Genomic DNA, 16,225 nt, shown 5'->3' on the forward strand with positions numbered 1-16,225 from the left:
GCCGTGGCCCACGCCGAGGAAGGCCGGAACCTGTGACCGACAAGTCCACCGACACCGCCACCGCCGAATCCGCCACCGAAGCCGCCGCCACCCCCGCCGCGCAGCACACTGTTGATCAGGATGCCGCCGAGGACCGCACCGGCGATGTTGCCGCCGCTACTGCCACCGCGCGGACCGTGGCGATTCTCCCAGTTCTGCACGTCGGACTGGGCGATCTGCGATGCGCGCGAGGCCAATTGGCTCGCAGCGTGCGCGTGCTTGAGGGCCTCGTCCGGGTTCTCGGGTTCGAGCTGACGCGCCGCACCGAGGTGCCGTTCGGCCTCGGACAGGCGCGTTCTGGCGTCGGCACCCACTCCGCCGCGGCGCGTCGAGATGTAGTCCGCAGCGGCGGTGATCTGCGCCTGAGCGGCCGCGATATCGCGATCCAGGCGGGCCCGAAGTTGGTCCTCGGCCGCCTTGTCCGCCGACGCCTCGTCGACGATCTTCTCGAGTTCGGCATCGGCTTCGGCGAGGGCGGCGGTGGTGGCGGATTCGGCGGTGGCGGCGGCCGCTTCTAGTTTCTCGACAGACAGACGACAGGGCCCGATCTCATCGCGAGATCGGGCCCTGTCGTGTGTGTGAGGTTCCTACGCGCCGATCAGACGAGACGCGATGTACCCCTCGACCTGATCGAGTGCCACACGCTCCTGCGCCATGGTGTCGCGCTCGCGGATGGTGACGGCGTGATCGTCGAGAGTCTCGAAGTCGACGGTGATGCAGAACGGCGTGCCGATCTCGTCCTGACGACGGTAACGGCGACCGATGGCTCCGGCGTCGTCGAATTCGACGTTCCAGTACTGACGCAGTTGCTGCGCAAGATCTTTCGCCTTGGGCGTCAGATCGGCGTTACGCGAAAGCGGGAGCACCGCGACCTTCACCGGGGCCAGACGACGGTCGAGCTTGAGCACGACGCGCTTGTCGACGCCGCCCTTGGCGTTGGGTGCCTCGTCCTCGGTGTACGCATCGACGAGGAACGCCATCAGCGAACGCGTCAGACCGGCCGCAGGCTCGATGACGTACGGGGTGTAGCGGGTGTCGGTGGCCTGCTCGTAGTAGCTCAGATCCTGGCCCGACGCCTTCGAGTGCACCGAGAGGTCGTAATCCGTGCGGTTCGCGACGCCCTCGAGCTCACCCCACGCGCTGCCCTGGAAGCCGAACTTGTACTCGATGTCCACGGTGCGCTTGGAGTAGTGCGACAGCTTCTCCTTGGCGTGCTCGTAGAGCCGCAGGTTCTCCCGATCGATACCGAGGTCGGTGTACCACTTCATGCGGTAGTCGATCCAGTACTGATGCCACTCGTCGTCCTCGCCCGGCTTGACGAAGAACTCCATCTCCATCTGCTCGAACTCACGGGTGCGGAAGATGAAGTTGCCGGGCGTGATCTCGTTACGGAAGCTCTTGCCGATCTGGCCGATGCCGAACGGCGGCTTCTTGCGTGAGGTCGTCAGCACGTTGGCGAAGTTGACGAAGATGCCCTGCGCGGTCTCGGGACGCAGGTAGTGCAGGCCCTCTTCGTTGTCGACCGGGCCGAGGAAGGTCTTGAGCAGGCCCGAGAATGCACGCGGTTCGGTCCAGGAGCCGGGCTCACCGGTTTCGGGATCGCGAATGTCGGCGAGGCCGTTCTCCGGCGGGTGGCCGTGCTTTTCCTCGTAGGCCTCGATGAGGTGGTCGGCGCGATACCGCTTGTGCGTGTGCAGCGACTCCACCAGCGGGTCGGAGAACGTCTCGACGTGGCCCGACGCCTCCCACACCTCGCGCGGCAAAATCACCGAGGAGTCCAGCCCGACGGTGTCGTCACGGCTGGTGATCATGTTGCGCCACCACTGCTTCTTGATGTTCTCCTTGAGCTCGACGCCCAACGGACCGTAATCCCAGGCCGACCTGGTACCGCCGTAGATCTCGCCGCACGGGTAGACGAGGCCTCTGCGCTTGGCGAGGTTGGCGACGGTTTCGACTTTGGACTTGGGTGCCACTGGCGGAGCTCTCCATCTTCGGTTACATCGTGTAAGAGGTGACGTGGGCGTTTTCGCCCTGATCAGACTATCTGGCTCGGCGGTCGAATCCGAACAGCGGTCAGGTGCGGAAGTTGACATGCGCACTTGTGCATATCACAATGAATACGATTTGCAATAACAACTACTGCACTAACCTGGTGCCATGACGTCGATCGTGCAGGGAGAGTCCGCCGGCAACGAACCGGCGGCCGAAGGAGCCGCAACCGTGTCCACGGACTCGACAGTGGAAGCAAGTTCGCCCCACCGGCAAGACCCCGAGCATCCGTTGCACTCCGGCAATCCGTTCGCCGACGCTCCCCCGGCTCATATTCCGCCGAAGGAAACTCTGGCTGCGGCAGGCGACATCCTGCGGGCACTGGCGGCCCCGGTACGCATCGCCATCGTGCTGCAGCTGCGCGAGTCCGAGCGGTGCGTCCACGAACTCGTCGTCGCCCTCGGTGTCACGCAACCGTTGATCAGCCAACACCTTCGGGTACTCAAGGCAGCGGGTGTGGTGCGCGGAGAACGCAACGGACGCGAGGTCCTGTACCGGTTGGTCGACGATCACCTCTCCCACATCGTCGTCGACGCCGTGGCCCACGCCGAGGAAGGCCGGAACCTGTGACCGACAAGTCCACCGACACCGCCACCCCCAGACGACCCGTCGTCGTCGGGGTGCGAGCCACCAAGCAGCGCAGCGCGATCTCGGACCTGCTCGACACCATCGAAGAGTTCAAGTCCGCACAAGATCTGCACGACGAATTACGCAAGCGCGGTGAGGGTATCGGCCTCACCACGGTGTATCGCACACTTCAGACCCTGGCGGACGCCGGGACGGTCGACGTACTGCGCACCGACAACGGGGAGTCCGTCTACCGGCGCTGCTCCTCGGGACATCATCATCACCTGGTGTGCCGCTCGTGCGGTTTCACCGTCGAGGTGGAAGGTCCCACTGTCGAGAAGTGGTCGCAAAGCGTCGCCGAATCCAACGGTTTCAGCGACGTCAGCCACACGATCGAGATATTCGGCACCTGCAGTCAGTGCAGCGCTGCCGCTCGCTGAATCCGCTCAGGCGACGGCGTCGGCCACGCGAGGCACCACCGCGTCGATGGCGAACGGAATCGACAGCACCGAGTTGTACGTGATCGCTCCACGCTGATCGATGGACAACGGAACGATCGCATCGTTTCGGGCGGCTGTCAGCGTTCCGAAGATCGGGTTCTCGGCCACGACGTCGATGTCCTCGCTGGTGCCGAGGTAGAGAACCACGTCGGCGTCGAGCTGCGAGATGTTCTCTGCCGAGACCGGAACGAAGAAGTTGGTGCCCTCGTCCTGGGCCAGAATCGGTTCCGGAATCTCGAAGCCCAGCGACGTGACGAACGTGCCGCGGGCATCACCGGGCAGATATGCACCGAATTGGCCGTCGTACGGAAGCACCACGGCTGCAGTCTTACCCGCGAACTCCGGATGTGCGGCTCGCACCTGTTCGAGCGAAGCGGTGGTCTGCGCGTTCAACTCCTCGCCGCGTTCTGATTCGCCCATCGCGCGAGCGATCGTGTCGGTCGCCACCTCGCGGTCCACGGCATAGGCAGCCGATCCGGCCGGTCGAGCGACCGTCGGGGCGATATCACTGAGCCTGGCGTACGTGGCCTCGTCGAAGCCCGCGTTGAGCCCGGTGATCAGATCCGGTGCCAGCGAGGCGATCAGCTCGAAGTTCGGCTCGGACTCGGAGCCCAGCAACGTCAATGGTGCATCACCGACCAACTCGTCGGTCCACGGACCCAGTCCGGTCTCGTAGAACGTGTACCCGGCGTTGCCGACGGGAACTGTGCCGAGCGCGATGACGGCATCGGCGTCGGACACCCCGAGTGTGACGATGCGCGTGGGCTTCTCGGCGATGGTCGTGCTGCCGTAGATGTGATCGATGACGACCGGGAATACACCGTCCGCCGATTGCGTCGCCGTGTCGCCGTTGTCGGCAGTCGAACAAGCTGTCCCGGCCACACCGAGGGCGATCACCGCCATCACCGCCGTGAGCATTCGGGTCCACCGCACAGTCATCGCATCCGCCTCTACTGGGAAGTAAGTACAGGCAAACCTTAGCTGACCGATCAGGGAAGTAGGCCCTCACGCGCCTTCTCGACTCCGGCGAGCACCAGGATGAGCATCGTCAGCATCGCCTCGTCGTCCAGACCGTTCGCAGGAAAGGTGTAGCGCAACAGCACATCCGCGAGCTTGTCGTGGGTGTTGACCGAGATGGCACCGAACTGCGAATCCGCATTGCGGTCGGCGACTTTCTTGTGCAGAGCCGGCTTCAACGGCCGGTCCCACGCCAACACCGCGGTGAGCGAGAGAACCTCGAGCTCGGGCGAGAGTCGCACGGCACGCAGCGAGCACAGAGCACCCGCATAGTCGAAACCGAGAGAACCCTCCTCGCCGAGTGTGACCGTCGCGAACTGCGAGAGCGCCAACTGGGCACGGGCCTGCAACGAAAGCCCCTCGTCCGGCGTCCCGTTCGCGTTGTCACTCATATTTGACTCCACCGAATCGTCGGTCCCGCGAGGCGTATTCGATACACGCCTGCCACAGATCCCGACGGTCGAAATCCGGGAAGAGCTTCTTCTGGAAGACGAACTCCGCGTACGCGGACTGCCACAGCAGAAAGTTCGACGTCCGCTGCTCCCCCGACGGACGCAGGAACAGATCCACGTCGGGCATATCCGATTCGTCGAGGTACTTGGCGACGGTGGCCTCGGTGATCTTCTCGGGGTTCAGCTTGCCCGCAGCCACCTGACGAGCAATTTCCCTTGTGGCATCGGCAATCTCGGCCCGGCCACCGTAGTTGACGCACATCGTCAAGGTCATCACGGTGTTGCGTTTCGTCAACTCCTCGGCCACTTCGAGTTCCTTGATGACACTGCCCCACAACCTCGGTCGACGGCCGGCCCAGCGAACCCGGACGCCCATCTCGTTCATCTCGTCGCGCCGCCGACGAATGACGTCACGATTGAAGCCCATCAGGAACTTGACCTCGTCGGGACTGCGCTTCCAGTTCTCCGTCGAGAAGGCGTACGCGGACAGCCACTGCACCCCGATCTCGATGCACCCGCAGACGGTGTCCATGAGCACCGCTTCACCCTGCTCGTGTCCTGCGGTGCGCGGCAGACCGCGATCCTGTGCCCACCGACCGTTGCCGTCCATCACCAGTGCGACGTGGCGAGGAATCAGTTCCGGCTGCAGGATGGGCGGACGAGCGCCCGACGGATGCGGATCGGGAGGGCGCACCGTCGACTGTTCGTCAGGCCGAGGCCCCTGCTCTCGTCGTCGAATCACGGTCCCCATCCTGCCCGACGGTGTCGGCGAACACGGAGTCAGGTTGCGCCAGCGGTACCTGATGCGGGTGCGAGCGTTCGATGAGCGGAAGTGTGCGCAACTGTCGTTCCAGATGCCATTGCAGATGCGCCGCCACCAGTCCACTGGCCTGCTTGCGGACCGCATCGGAGGTGGTGACGGTGTAATCCCACTCCCCGCGCTCGAGCGCAACCATCAGATCGAGAACCCCGGTAGACGGCGTCGCCGAACCCGGCGGTCGGCAGTGCACACACACGGCTCCACCGGCCGCGACATGGAACGCTCGATGTGGGCCCACCGCTGCGCACCGCGCGCAGTCGGTCAGTGCTGGAGCCCATCCGGCGAAACCCATCGCGCGCAGCAGGTACGCGTCGAGCACCAGCTCGGGAGGTCTGACGTGCTGTGCGAGGGCACGCAGGGCACCGACGGTCAACTGATGCAGCCGCTGCGCGGGTGCATGCTCCTCGCCCGCCAGCCGTTCGGCAGTTTCGAGAACCGCGCAACCGGTGGTGTAGCGACCGTAGTCGGCCACGATGTCTCCGCCGAACGCGTCGACCGTGTGCACCTGGGTGACGATGTCGAGGTTGCGCCCCGGATAGAGCAGAACGTCGATGTGCGCAAACGGTTCCAGCCGCGCACCGAACTTGGATTTGGTGCGGCGAACCCCCTTGGCAACGGCCCGCACGATTCCGTTCTCCCTGGTCAACAACGTGACGATGCGATCGGCCTCACCCAGCTTGTGCTGGCGCAGGACGACTGCGTTGTCACGGTATGGCCTCACGTCATCCAGTGTCCCACGCGGGCTGCGGCGGTGACCGTTCCCGCGCTGACGAGGAGTCGATACTGTGCAGGCGTGGATTTCCATCGGTCGACTCTCGTTGCTCAGGCTGCCGCTCTCGCGTCGGGTCGCATCACGTCGGTACAGGCGGTTTCCGAATCACTCGATCGCATCGAGAAGAGCCAACCCACGCTCAACGCGTTCCGCATCGTGCGCCGCGATGCAGCCCTCGCCGAGGCGGCCGAAGCGGATCGTCTGCGGGCCGCCGGCACCACCGCTCCCCTGCTCGGCGTTCCCGTTGCCGTCAAGGACGACGTGGACGTCACCGGGGAACCGACCGCCTTCGGATGCGCGGGCGACTTTCCACCTGCTACCGCGGATTCGGAGGTGGTACGCAGACTGCGTGCAGCCGGAGCCGTCATCGTCGGAAAGACCAACAGCCCGGAACTCGGCCAGTGGCCGTTCACCGGCGGCACCTTCGGGCACACCCGTAATCCGTGGGACCGTGCGCGCACCCCGGGCGGCTCCTCGGGTGGCAGTTCTGCCGCGGTGGCTGCCGAATTGGTCTCTGCCGCTCTGGGTTCCGACGGTGCCGGCTCGGTGCGGATTCCGGCCTCGTGGACCAATCTCGTGGGGATCAAGCCGCAACGCGGACGCATATCGTCGTGGCCGGAGCCCGAGGCGTTCAACGGCATCACCGTCATCGGCCCGCTCGCGCGAACCGTGGCCGACGCGGCACTGCTCCTCGATGTGGTCTCGGGCAGTCACGACGGAGATCTGCATCGTCCGACGCCGCTGACCGTCTCCGATGCCGTCGGACGCAACCCCGGTTCGCTGCGGATCGCGCTGAGCCTGCGTAAGCCGTTCATTCCGACGCCTGCCCCGCTGGACCCGGAGATCGCCGGTGCCGCATATCAGATGGCCGCGGTACTGCGCCTACTCGGGCACCGAGTGGTCGTCGACGATCCGGCATACGGAATGTTGTTGGGGCTCAACTTCTTACCCCGCTCGCTGGCGGGTGTGGCCACCTGGCTCGACCGTCTCCCCGATCCGTCTCTCGCCGACCCACGCACCCGAGCCAACGCCAAGAGCGGCCGGGCTCTGGCCGGGGCACCGCTGCGCGCAGCACGCGCCGCCGAACCTCGCATCGGGCGTCGTGTCGGCCGGTTCTTCGACGAGTACGACATCGTGCTCGCCCCGACGACCGCCACCCCGCCGCCCCGGATCGAGGCCATCGACGGCATCTCCAACGCCGACACCGATCGGGTCATCACCGAGCACTGCCCCTACACGTGGCCGTGGAACGTGCTGGGGTGGCCGAGCGTCAACGTGCCCGCGGGATTCACCGCCGCGGGCCTGCCCATCGGCCTGCAGTTGATGGGCCACGAATCCTCCGAGCCACTGCTCGTTTCCGTTGCCGCTCAACTCGAGAACGTGCTGCAGTGGCACCGCAATCGCCCCGATCCCTGGTGGACCCAGGTGAGCGAAACCTCGTAGCCTGCTACGAATTGCCGTGCACAAGCGGCGAAGCCGCTCCGGATCAGAACCCGAGCTTGCCCATTTGCTTCGGGTCGGTCTGCCAGTCCTTGGCGATTTTGACGTGCAGGTCCAGGTAGATCCTGGTACCGAGGAGCTTCTCGATCTGCAGTCGCGACGCGGTGCCGACCTCTTTGAGTCGCGAACCACCTTTGCCGATGATGATGGCCTTCTGACTCGATCGCTCGACGTAGAGGATTGCGTGCACGTCGAGCATGTTGTCGTGGCCTTCACGGGGCAAGACCTCGTCGATGACGACGGCAAGAGAGTGGGGCAGCTCGTCGCGGACGCCTTCGAGCGCGGCCTCACGGATGAGTTCGGCCATGAGGACTTCCTCGGGCTCGTCGGTGAGCTCACCGTCGGGGTAGAACGCCGGGCCCGGTGGCAGTTCCGACGCCAACAGGTCGACGAGCTTCTCGATCTGCTCGCCCGATTCGGCGGACACCGGGATGACATGCGAATTCTCGCCGAGCAGCTTCGACAGCGACATCAGCTGCTGTACGACGCGTTCCTTCTTGACCTTGTCGATCTTGGTGATGATTCCGATGAGCGTCGTCTTGGGCGCGATGTGCCGCACCTGTTCGAGGATCCACCGGTCGCCGGGCCCGATCTTCTCGTCCGCGGGGATGCAGAGTCCGATGACGTCGACCTCGGAGTAGGTGTCCTGCACCAGGTCGTTGAGGCGTTGCCCCAGTAGCGTTCTCGGTCGGTGCAGGCCGGGGGTGTCGACCAGGATCAGCTGGGCGTGCTCTCGGTGCACGATGCCGCGAATTGTGTGCCGCGTCGTCTGGGGACGCGAGGACGTGATGGCGATCTTCGATCCCACCAACGCATTGGTCAGCGTGGACTTGCCGGTGTTGGGTCGGCCTACGAAACAGACGAATCCGGATCGGAACTCACCGTTGTTCTGCTCGGACAAGAGCACCTCCAGATTTCAGTGTTGACGAGTGGCCTCGGACGAGTCGTCGTCCTCGGTGGAATCTTCTTCGGGTTCGAGCTTTTCGACCAGGACCGTGGCGATGCGGACGCGCCCCTTGGGATCTGCTCCACCTTCTCCACGCAGCAGCAGGCCGTGGGTGATCACCTGCGAACCGGGCAACGGTACTCGGCCGAGTTCGTAACCGAGGAGTCCGCCGACGGTGTCGACTTCCTCGGATTCGATCTCGATGCCGAAGATCTCGCCGAGGTCTTCGAGCGGCACCCGCGAGGACAGCCGATAGCGTCCGTCGTCGAGTTCCTCGATGGGCGCGACTTCGTCGGAATCGTATTCGTCGGCGATCTCGCCGACGATCTCCTCGATCACGTCCTCGATGGTCACCAGCCCGGCGATGCCCCCGTACTCGTCGACGAGCAGGGCCATGTGGTTGCGATCGCGCTGCATCTCGGCGAGCAGACTGTCGAGTGCCTTGGAGTCGGGAACGAAGACGGCCGGACGCATCAGGTCGGACACCTGCACTCCGCGGCCGCCGTCGGTGGAGTAATACGTCTGCTGCACAAGGTCTTTGAGGTACACGACGCCGACGATGTCGTCCACGTTCTCGCCGATCACCGGAATGCGGGAGTGGCCGCTGCGCACAGCCAACGAGGTGGCCTGTCCTGCTGATTTGTCGGACTCGATCCACACCATCTCGGGGCGCGGGACCATGACCTCGCGGGCGGAGGTGTCACCCAGCTCGAACACCGATTGGATCATTCGCCGTTCGTCGTCGGCCACGACGCCGCGCTCGCGGGCCATGTCCACCAGTTCCCGGAGTTCGATCTCGGAGGCGAAGGGGCCGTTGCGAAATCCCTTACCGGGGGTGATCGCGTTGCCGATGAGGATGAGCAGTCTGCTGATCGGTCCGAGGAGCCACCCGAGTGCACGCAGGGGCAATGCGGCCGCCAACGCGATCGAGTACGCGTTCTGCCGACCGAGGGTTCGCGGACCGACACCGATCACGACGTAACTGACCAACACCATGGCCACCGCGCTGATCACCAATGCGGTGGTCGAATCGATCAACTGCGTCAGGCCACCCGCGAGCAACACGGTGCCGCCGATCTCGCACAGAATGCGCAGCAGCACCATCAGATTGACGTATCGCGGGCGGTCACCGACCACGACGACGAGGCCGGTGGCACCGGGGCGCTCGTCCTTGACCATGTCGTCGATTCGCGCACGTGAGACCGTGTTCAGCGCGGAATCGACGGCAGCGAACAGGCCGCCGAGAGGCACGAGAAGGACAGCGAACACGATGAGCGCAACAGCACTGCTCACGCGCTAGGACCCCACACTTGCACCTGTTCGACGACGCAGATCATCGGTCGAGTCCGTCCACGAAACCGGCCTTGCCGAGTAGCCTGGCGTCGCGGGCGGCCTGTTCGGCGGCCTCCTCCGCACGCCTGGCGTCCTCGTACCATTCGGCCAGCAGCCGGTTCTGCAGCTCGAACATTTCCTTCTCTTCGTCCGGCTCGGCGTGGTCGTAACCCAGCAGGTGCAGCACACCGTGCACGGTCAGCAGAGCGAGCTCGTGTTCGAGCGAATGCCCCGCTGCGGCAGCCTGATCCGCGGCGAACGACGGGCACAACACGATGTCGCCGAGCATCGCCGGCCCGGGCTCGGGCGCATCGGGACGACCGCCCGGCTCTAGCTCGTCCATCGGAAACGACATCACGTCGGTCGGGCCGGGCAGATCCATCCACCGCATGTGCAGATCTGCCATCGTTGCCGAATCCACCAGCACCATCGACAGTTCCGCAGCGGGATGCACGTCCATGCCGGCGATCGCGAACCGCGCGACCGAGACCAGCTCGGGTTCGGAGATGTCCATCCCCGACTCGTTGGACACTTCGATACTCATCTAGCCACTACCCACGCTCTCGTTGCCTGCATCTGTCGGTCCGTATGTCTGAATCATCTTCTCGCCGAACGCGGTCCACCGGTGCGGCGTTGCGCCCTGTTGGGAATGACGCCTTCCGATGTCGACTCGAACCGCTCGTACGCGTCGACGATCTCCGAGACCAGGCGGTGGCGCACCACGTCGCTGCTGGTGAGCTGCGCGAAGTGGATGTCGTCCACGTCGGTGAGGATCTCCGAGGCTGCCCGCAACCCCGATCGCGCACCTCCGGGAAGGTCGACCTGGGTCACGTCGCCGGTGACGACGATCTTCGACCCGAATCCGAGTCGGGTCAGGAACATCTTCATCTGCTCGGCGGTGGTGTTCTGCGCCTCGTCGAGAATGATGAATGCATCGTTGAGAGTGCGTCCGCGCATGTAGGCGAGCGGGGCGACCTCGATGACCCCGGCCTGCATCAGCTTCGGAATCGCCTCGTCGTCCATCATGTCGTGCAACGCATCGTGCAGCGGCCGCAGGTAGGGGTCGATCTTCTCGTGCAGCGTTCCTGGAAGGAAGCCGAGCCGTTCCCCCGCCTCCACTGCCGGACGCGTCAGGATGATGCGGCTGACCTGCTTGGTCTGCAATGCCTGCACGGCCTTCGCCATCGCCAGGTACGTCTTGCCGGTGCCGGCCGGGCCGATGCCGAACACGATGGTGTTGGCGTCGATCGCGTCGACATAGCGCTTCTGGTTCAGCGTCTTGGGCCGGATCGTCTTGCCGCGGCGCGAGAGGATGTCCAGGCTCAGCACCTCGGCCGGTGAATCCGAGACGCCTTCGGTGAGCATGGCGATCGATCGGCGCACTGCATCGGGAGTCAGTGGCTGAGCGCGCTTGGCGAGCGCGGCCAACTCGGAGATCACCCGTTCGGCCAGCGCCACATCGGCCACTTTTCCGGTGAGCGTCACGGCGTTTCCTCGTACGTGGATATCTGCCGTCAGCATCTGCTCGAGCGCCCGCAGGTTCTCGTCGGACTGTCCCAGCAGTGGCATCACTGCTTCGGGGGCGAGTTCCAGGGTGGACCGAACGTCGCGCTCGGCGGGAAATTCGCTGTGTTCACTCACGTGGTGGCTATGGCCTGCTCTCTGGTGTCGGCTTCTCGGACGTGCATTCGGTATGGATCGAGTTTAACGCCGCAGCAACGATGCGCATTCCCATTACTCGCTGGTGGCACCGAGCACGGCGTCGAGCGAGAGCGCCCAACACCGGGAATCGGGATTCAGGAAAGCGAAGTGATCTTCCCCCGGCACGATCGTCAGTCGCGCGTCGTCTCCGGCAGCGCGCGCCAACGCTACGTACCTCTCGCTCTGCGCCGCGGGCACCTGGATGTCCTCGGATCCGTGCAGGGCGATCGTCGGGATGCCGATGGGCGTGCGGGCCGCGGGCGAGGCCGACCGGTACAGCTCGGGGTCGTCCTCGTATCGGGCCTGCAACAGCGCCTCGACCGCCGGGTTCGTCCGTCCCGACGCACCGCGCGGCTCGAGATCGAGAACTCCGGCCTGCGAGACGATGCGCGACGGGCGGACCTTCGTGCCGGTCTCGCCGCCGAGCCACACGGCCAGGTGACCGCCGGCGGAGTGGCCGATGACGCGGACGTCGTCGATCCCGACCGGAGCATGGTGCTGCAGTTCCCCTGCAACCACGTCGAGTGCCGCAGTCACATCGGACTGCATCTCCGGCCAGTGCCCACCTGCGCCGACGCGTCGGTACTCGATGTTCCACGCCACCGCTCCGGCTGCGGCGACTGCGCGGGCGAACTGAGTACCCAGACTGGACCCGTACTGTCCGCTCCAGAACCCGCCGTGCACCACCACGACCACCGGCGTCCGGTGATCCATCGACTCCGCCGGCAGGTAGAGGTGACCGAACTGTTCCGGATGATCGCCGTACGCGATCTTGATCCGCGCGCTCATGCGTTCTGGAAGTCGGGCGGGAGTTGGGTCCACCGCGAGGTCAGGACGCCCAGCGCGCCCAGAGCCACAGCTCCTGCCGTGGAGGTCCGCAGCACCGTCGGGCCCAGCACCACCTGCGTCGCACCCGCCTCGGTGAGAGCGGCGACCTCCCTGTCGTCGAGACCACCCTCGGGTCCGACGACGATCACGACCTCGGGAACCGAGTCGAACGGCAGGTCCCGGAACGCCGAAGTAGCCGCCTCGTGCAGCACGGCGACGATCCCGCCGCGCTCGACGACGCCGCGTACGAAGGCGTTGACCTCCCGCGAATCGTGCAGCTCGGACACCTCGGGGATGAATGCCCGACGCGACTGCTTGGCTGCTTCCGCCGCGGTGCTGCGCCACTTCGCGACGCCCTTGGCCGCCTTCGGGCCCTCCCACCGTGCGACGCATCGCGCGGACTGCCAGGGCAACACAGCATCGACGCCCGCTTCCGTGGCCAGCTCGACGGCGAGCTCCGATCGGTCCGCCTTCGGCAATGCCTGCACCAGCGTCACCACCGGAGTGGGACGCGGCATCTCACTGCGCGATTGCACGGTCAGTTCGAGCCGGTTCTTCTCCGCTGCGGCGACGACCGCGTCGGCCAGGCCGCCCGCTCCGTCACCGAGCAACACCCGCTCGCCCACCCGGATGCGCCTCACCGTAGCGGCATGGTGCCCTTCCTTGCCGTCGAGCACCGCGAGCTCGCCGACGTTCGGTAGAGGCGAGAGGTAGAAGACCGTGGGGGCCATCGATCAGCGACCGCTGAACGCTTCCCGCAACCGCGAGAACAGACCGCCGCTGTGCGCCGAACCGGTGGTGACGACCTCCGCCGAGTCGCGGTCGCGCATCGACCTGAGCTGTTCGAGCAGATGGGTCTGCTTGCTGTCGAGCTTGGTCGGCACGATGACCTCGAGGTGCGCGTGCAGATCGCCGCGAATACCTGACCGCAGCTTGGGCATACCGTGACCGCGCAGCACCGTCGTCGAATTCGGTTGTGTGCCTTGCTCGATCGAGATCTCGGTGGGTCCGTCGATGATCGCGTCGATGTTGACCGAGGTGCCGAGAGCGGCGTCGACCATCGGAACACGGACGGTGCAGTGCAGGTCGTCACCGTCGCGCACGAACACCTCGTGCTGCTGTTCGACGATCTCCACGTACAGGTCTCCCGCGGGTCCGCCGCCGGGACCGACCTCGCCCTGAGAGGCGAGACGAATGCGCATGCCGTTGCTCACGCCGACCGGCACCTTGACCGAGATGTCGCGACGCGACCGGACGCGACCGTCGCCGCCACACTTGCGGCAGGGGTCGGGAATGGTCTCGCCTGCGCCGCGGCAGGTGGGACACGGACGGCTGGTCATGACCTGGCCGAGGAACGAGCGCTGCACCGACTGCACTTCACCGGCACCGCCGCAGGTATCGCAGCGAACCGGCTTGGAGTCACCGTTGGTGCCCGAGCCCGTGCACAGGTCGCAGAGAATCGCCGTGTCGACGGTGATGTGCTTGGTCACGCCCGTGGCGCACTCGTCCAGGGTGAGCTTGGTACGCAACAGCGAATCCGCTCCCGGCTGGACGCGCCCCTTCGGCCCGCGCTGGGATCCGCCCGCGCCGCCGCCGAAGAACGCCTCGAACACATCTCCCAGGCCGCCGCCGAATCCGGCACCACCGAATCCACCACCGCCGCCGCCTCCGCCGCCCTGCTGCAGCGGGTCGCCGCCGAGGTCGACGATGCGACGCTTCTCCGGATCGGAAAGCACCTCGTATGCGGTGGAGATGTCCTTGAACCGAGCCTGCGCGGCCTCGTCCGGGTTGACGTCCGGGTGCAGCTCTCGCGCCAGCTTGCGGTAGGCGCGCTTGATCTCCTGGTCCGTCGCCTGCTGGCCGACGCCCAAAGTCCCGTAATAATCCCGTGCCACGTCGTCTCTTTCGTCCTAGAAGATGAATCTCGTTCGGTGAAGCTGTATGCCGGCCGGCCGTGCCCCCGCCGCCGGCGTTCGATCGGTTCTCGCTCGTCTCAGCGCTCGGCCAGGACCTCGCCGATGTACCTGGCAACCGCGGCGACCGACGCAATTGTTCCTGGGTAGTCCATTCGGGTCGGCCCGAGAACACCCATTCCTCCGAGGACCATGCCAGCCGACCCGTACCCGGTGGAAATCACCGATGTCCCGCGCATTTCCTCGACCTGCGTCTCCTCGCCGATCCGCACCGTGACGGTGCGGGTGTCCTGCGTCACTGCGAGCAGCTTGAGGACGACCACTTGCTCTTCCAGCGCCTCGAGTACCGCCCTGAGCGATCCGGGAAACCCCGCGTCGCCGGCGAAATCGGCGGCATTGCGCGTCAGGTTCGCCGTCCCGCCGAGAACCAGGCGTTCCTCGGGATGCTCGACCAGCGATTCCACCAGCACCGTGGCCGATCGAATCATCGCGTCGCGTAGCGCAGGTGGAGCGTTCTCGGCGAGTTCGGCCACCGCAGCCGATGCCGCCGCCAGACGCTTGCCCTCGAGTGCACCGCCGAGAAGACGCCGCAGCTGCGCAAGATTCTCGTCGTCGATGACGTCACCGAGTTCGACGATGCGCTGATCGACTCGCCCGGAGTCGGTGATGAGCACCAACAGCAGCCGGGCCGGGGTGAGCGCCACCACTTCCAGGTGGCGAACCGAGGACGCCGACAGCGTGGGGTACTGCACCACGGCAACCTGCCGGGTCAACTGAGCCAGCAATCGGACGCCGCGTCGCAGCACGTCGTCCAGGTCGACGCCGTTCTCGAGGAACTCGAGGATGGCACGGCGTTCGGCCGCGGACAGCGGCTTGACGTCCGCTATTCGGTCGACGAACTGCCGATAGCCTTTGTCGGTCGGCACCCGACCGGAACTGGTGTGCGGCTGCGCGATGTACCCCTCGGCCTCGAGCACGGCCATGTCGTTGCGCACCGTTGCACTGGACACCCCCAGATTGTGGCGTTCGACCAGGGCACGTGAACCGACGGGTTCCTGGGTGGACACGTAGTCCGCCACGATCGCTCGTAGAACCTCGAACCGCCTGTCGTCGGTGCTCGACATCGGTGCCCACCTCCGTTCTCGTTTCCAATCGTCGCTCGAGTCTAGTAGCCGGCGAACGCATGCTCGTGCAAGGCCTTACTGTGGTCCGAGTGGAAACGTTCTTTCGATTCGGTCCAGCGGCTCGAGGCTCGCGATGATCTTCAAGGGTGTTCGTGACGGAAAGCCGTACCCCGAGCACGGTCTGTCCATCAGGGACTGGTCGAGAATCCCGCCACGCCAGCTGCGTCTGGACGAGATCGTCACCACCACCAAGGTGCTCGAGCTGGACAGATTGCTGTCCGAGGACTCCACCTTCTACGGCGATCTGTTCCCCCACGCGGTGCAGTTCCGCGGCGTCATCTACCTCGAAGACGGCTTGCATCGCGCAGTGCGTGCGGCACTGCGCAATCGAACGGTGTTGCACGCCAGGGTGTTCGACTACGACGCCCTCGGAGCCTGAAACAGACTGTTCAGGCGGCAGCGATGGTGCGCACCACCGCGTCGGCCAGCAATCGGCCCCGGTCGGTGAGCACGAGTCGTTCTCCGCGGCGCACCATCAACCCGTCTGTGACGGTCTGTTCGGCAGCGGCGCGCGCGGCCGGTTTCGAGCACGTCAATCTCGACCTCATCTACGGCACTCCCGGCGAGCGAGACAGCGATCTGGACCAGTCCCTCGCGGCAGTGCT

At 65.5% G+C, this 16,225-nt stretch carries 18 protein-coding genes and 1 pseudogene; 5 read left to right on the top strand and 14 right to left on the bottom strand.

All coding sequences use genetic code 11. The features are described 5' to 3' along the window. Positions 1-32 precede the first annotated feature (32 nt). Complete coding sequence (locus tag CH256_RS28855) at positions 33-557, top strand: hypothetical protein (protein WP_179272020.1); 525 nt, start codon at positions 33-35, stop codon at positions 555-557. Positions 558-626: 69 nt separating this feature from the next. Here the strand turns inward: CH256_RS28855 and CH256_RS06585 are convergent, their stop codons facing one another. Further along, complete coding sequence (locus CH256_RS06585; protein WP_094669145.1) at positions 627-2,012, bottom strand: glycine--tRNA ligase; 1,386 nt, start codon at positions 2,010-2,012, stop codon at positions 627-629. A gap of 184 nt (positions 2,013-2,196) precedes the next feature. Here CH256_RS06585 and CH256_RS06590 point away from each other — a divergent pair, with 184 nt between their 5' ends. Both CH256_RS06590 and CH256_RS06595 read left to right on the top strand, forming a co-directional pair. Then, on the top strand, positions 2,197-2,658 hold the full coding sequence (locus CH256_RS06590; RefSeq protein ID WP_306438706.1) for an ArsR/SmtB family transcription factor: 462 nt from the start codon (positions 2,197-2,199) through the stop codon (positions 2,656-2,658). Further along, positions 2,655-3,095: a Fur family transcriptional regulator gene (locus tag CH256_RS06595; RefSeq protein WP_037193030.1), complete on the top strand. Its 441-nt coding sequence runs from the start codon at positions 2,655-2,657 to the stop codon at positions 3,093-3,095. The genes CH256_RS06590 and CH256_RS06595 overlap by 4 nt, the downstream gene beginning before the upstream one ends. Before the next feature lie 6 nt (positions 3,096-3,101). On the opposite strand, the gene CH256_RS06600 is transcribed toward CH256_RS06595, so the two are convergent. The 4 genes from CH256_RS06600 to recO are packed head-to-tail and all read right to left on the bottom strand — an operon-like array spanning position 3,102 to position 6,165. Continuing rightward, positions 3,102-4,094, bottom strand: a complete 993-nt coding sequence (locus CH256_RS06600; RefSeq protein WP_094669146.1) for an iron-siderophore ABC transporter substrate-binding protein — start codon at positions 4,092-4,094, stop codon at positions 3,102-3,104. Between the two features lie 50 nt (positions 4,095-4,144). Further along, positions 4,145-4,564, bottom strand: a complete 420-nt coding sequence (locus CH256_RS06605) for a hypothetical protein (RefSeq protein ID WP_094669147.1) — start codon at positions 4,562-4,564, stop codon at positions 4,145-4,147. Next, complete coding sequence (locus CH256_RS06610; RefSeq protein ID WP_094669148.1) at positions 4,557-5,375, bottom strand: isoprenyl transferase; 819 nt, start codon at positions 5,373-5,375, stop codon at positions 4,557-4,559. Before CH256_RS06610 ends, CH256_RS06605 begins: the two co-directional genes overlap by 8 nt. Beyond that, positions 5,332-6,165 carry a DNA repair protein RecO gene (gene recO / locus CH256_RS06615; protein ID WP_068052329.1) on the bottom strand — a complete coding sequence of 278 codons (834 nt, stop codon included), beginning with the start codon at positions 6,163-6,165 and terminating at the stop codon, positions 5,332-5,334. Before recO ends, CH256_RS06610 begins: the two co-directional genes overlap by 44 nt. Before the next feature lie 72 nt (positions 6,166-6,237). Between recO and CH256_RS06620 the strand changes: the two genes are divergently transcribed. Further along, positions 6,238-7,659, top strand: coding sequence for an amidase (locus tag CH256_RS06620; protein WP_094669149.1), 1,422 nt, complete (start codon positions 6,238-6,240; stop codon positions 7,657-7,659). Positions 7,660-7,702: 43 nt separating this feature from the next. Here the strand turns inward: CH256_RS06620 and era are convergent, their stop codons facing one another. The 8 genes from era to hrcA form a co-directional block, all read right to left on the bottom strand. Further along, on the bottom strand, positions 7,703-8,617 hold the full coding sequence (gene era, locus CH256_RS06625; RefSeq protein ID WP_068052356.1) for a GTPase Era: 915 nt from the start codon (positions 8,615-8,617) through the stop codon (positions 7,703-7,705). A 15-nt stretch (positions 8,618-8,632) separates the two neighbouring features. Next, positions 8,633-9,955, bottom strand: a complete 1,323-nt coding sequence (locus CH256_RS06630; RefSeq protein ID WP_094669150.1) for a hemolysin family protein — start codon at positions 9,953-9,955, stop codon at positions 8,633-8,635. Between the two features lie 40 nt (positions 9,956-9,995). After that, positions 9,996-10,538, bottom strand: a complete 543-nt coding sequence (gene ybeY / locus CH256_RS06635; RefSeq protein WP_068052336.1) for an rRNA maturation RNase YbeY — start codon at positions 10,536-10,538, stop codon at positions 9,996-9,998. Between the two features lie 53 nt (positions 10,539-10,591). Continuing rightward, on the bottom strand, positions 10,592-11,635 hold the full coding sequence (locus tag CH256_RS06640) for a PhoH family protein (RefSeq protein WP_032394544.1): 1,044 nt from the start codon (positions 11,633-11,635) through the stop codon (positions 10,592-10,594). Positions 11,636-11,728: 93 nt separating this feature from the next. Beyond that, entirely contained in the window at positions 11,729-12,484 is a 756-nt protein-coding gene (locus CH256_RS06645; protein WP_094669151.1) for an alpha/beta hydrolase family protein, read from the bottom strand. Beyond that, positions 12,481-13,254, bottom strand: a complete 774-nt coding sequence (locus CH256_RS06650) for a 16S rRNA (uracil(1498)-N(3))-methyltransferase (protein ID WP_094669152.1) — start codon at positions 13,252-13,254, stop codon at positions 12,481-12,483. The genes CH256_RS06645 and CH256_RS06650 overlap by 4 nt, the downstream gene beginning before the upstream one ends. 3 nt (positions 13,255-13,257) lie before the next feature. Then, the gene (gene dnaJ / locus CH256_RS06655; protein WP_094669153.1) at positions 13,258-14,418 is read right to left on the bottom strand and encodes a molecular chaperone DnaJ; all 1,161 of its coding nucleotides are present in this window, start codon (positions 14,416-14,418) and stop codon (positions 13,258-13,260) included. A gap of 98 nt (positions 14,419-14,516) precedes the next feature. Continuing rightward, complete coding sequence (gene hrcA / locus CH256_RS06660; RefSeq protein ID WP_027497502.1) at positions 14,517-15,560, bottom strand: heat-inducible transcriptional repressor HrcA; 1,044 nt, start codon at positions 15,558-15,560, stop codon at positions 14,517-14,519. A 133-nt stretch (positions 15,561-15,693) separates the two neighbouring features. Here hrcA and CH256_RS06665 point away from each other — a divergent pair, with 133 nt between their 5' ends. After that, complete coding sequence (locus tag CH256_RS06665; RefSeq protein WP_008715485.1) at positions 15,694-15,999, top strand: type II toxin-antitoxin system VapB family antitoxin; 306 nt, start codon at positions 15,694-15,696, stop codon at positions 15,997-15,999. 10 nt (positions 16,000-16,009) lie between these two features. On the opposite strand, the pseudogene CH256_RS29070 reads toward CH256_RS06665, so the two are convergent. Then, a pseudogene (locus tag CH256_RS29070) lies at positions 16,010-16,138 on the bottom strand (radical SAM family heme chaperone HemW); the annotation flags it as partial. Between the last annotated feature and the right edge of the window lie 87 nt (positions 16,139-16,225).

The organism is Rhodococcus sp. 05-2254-6 (genome assembly GCF_002258565.1).
Lineage (GTDB): Bacteria > Actinomycetota > Actinomycetes > Mycobacteriales > Mycobacteriaceae > Rhodococcoides.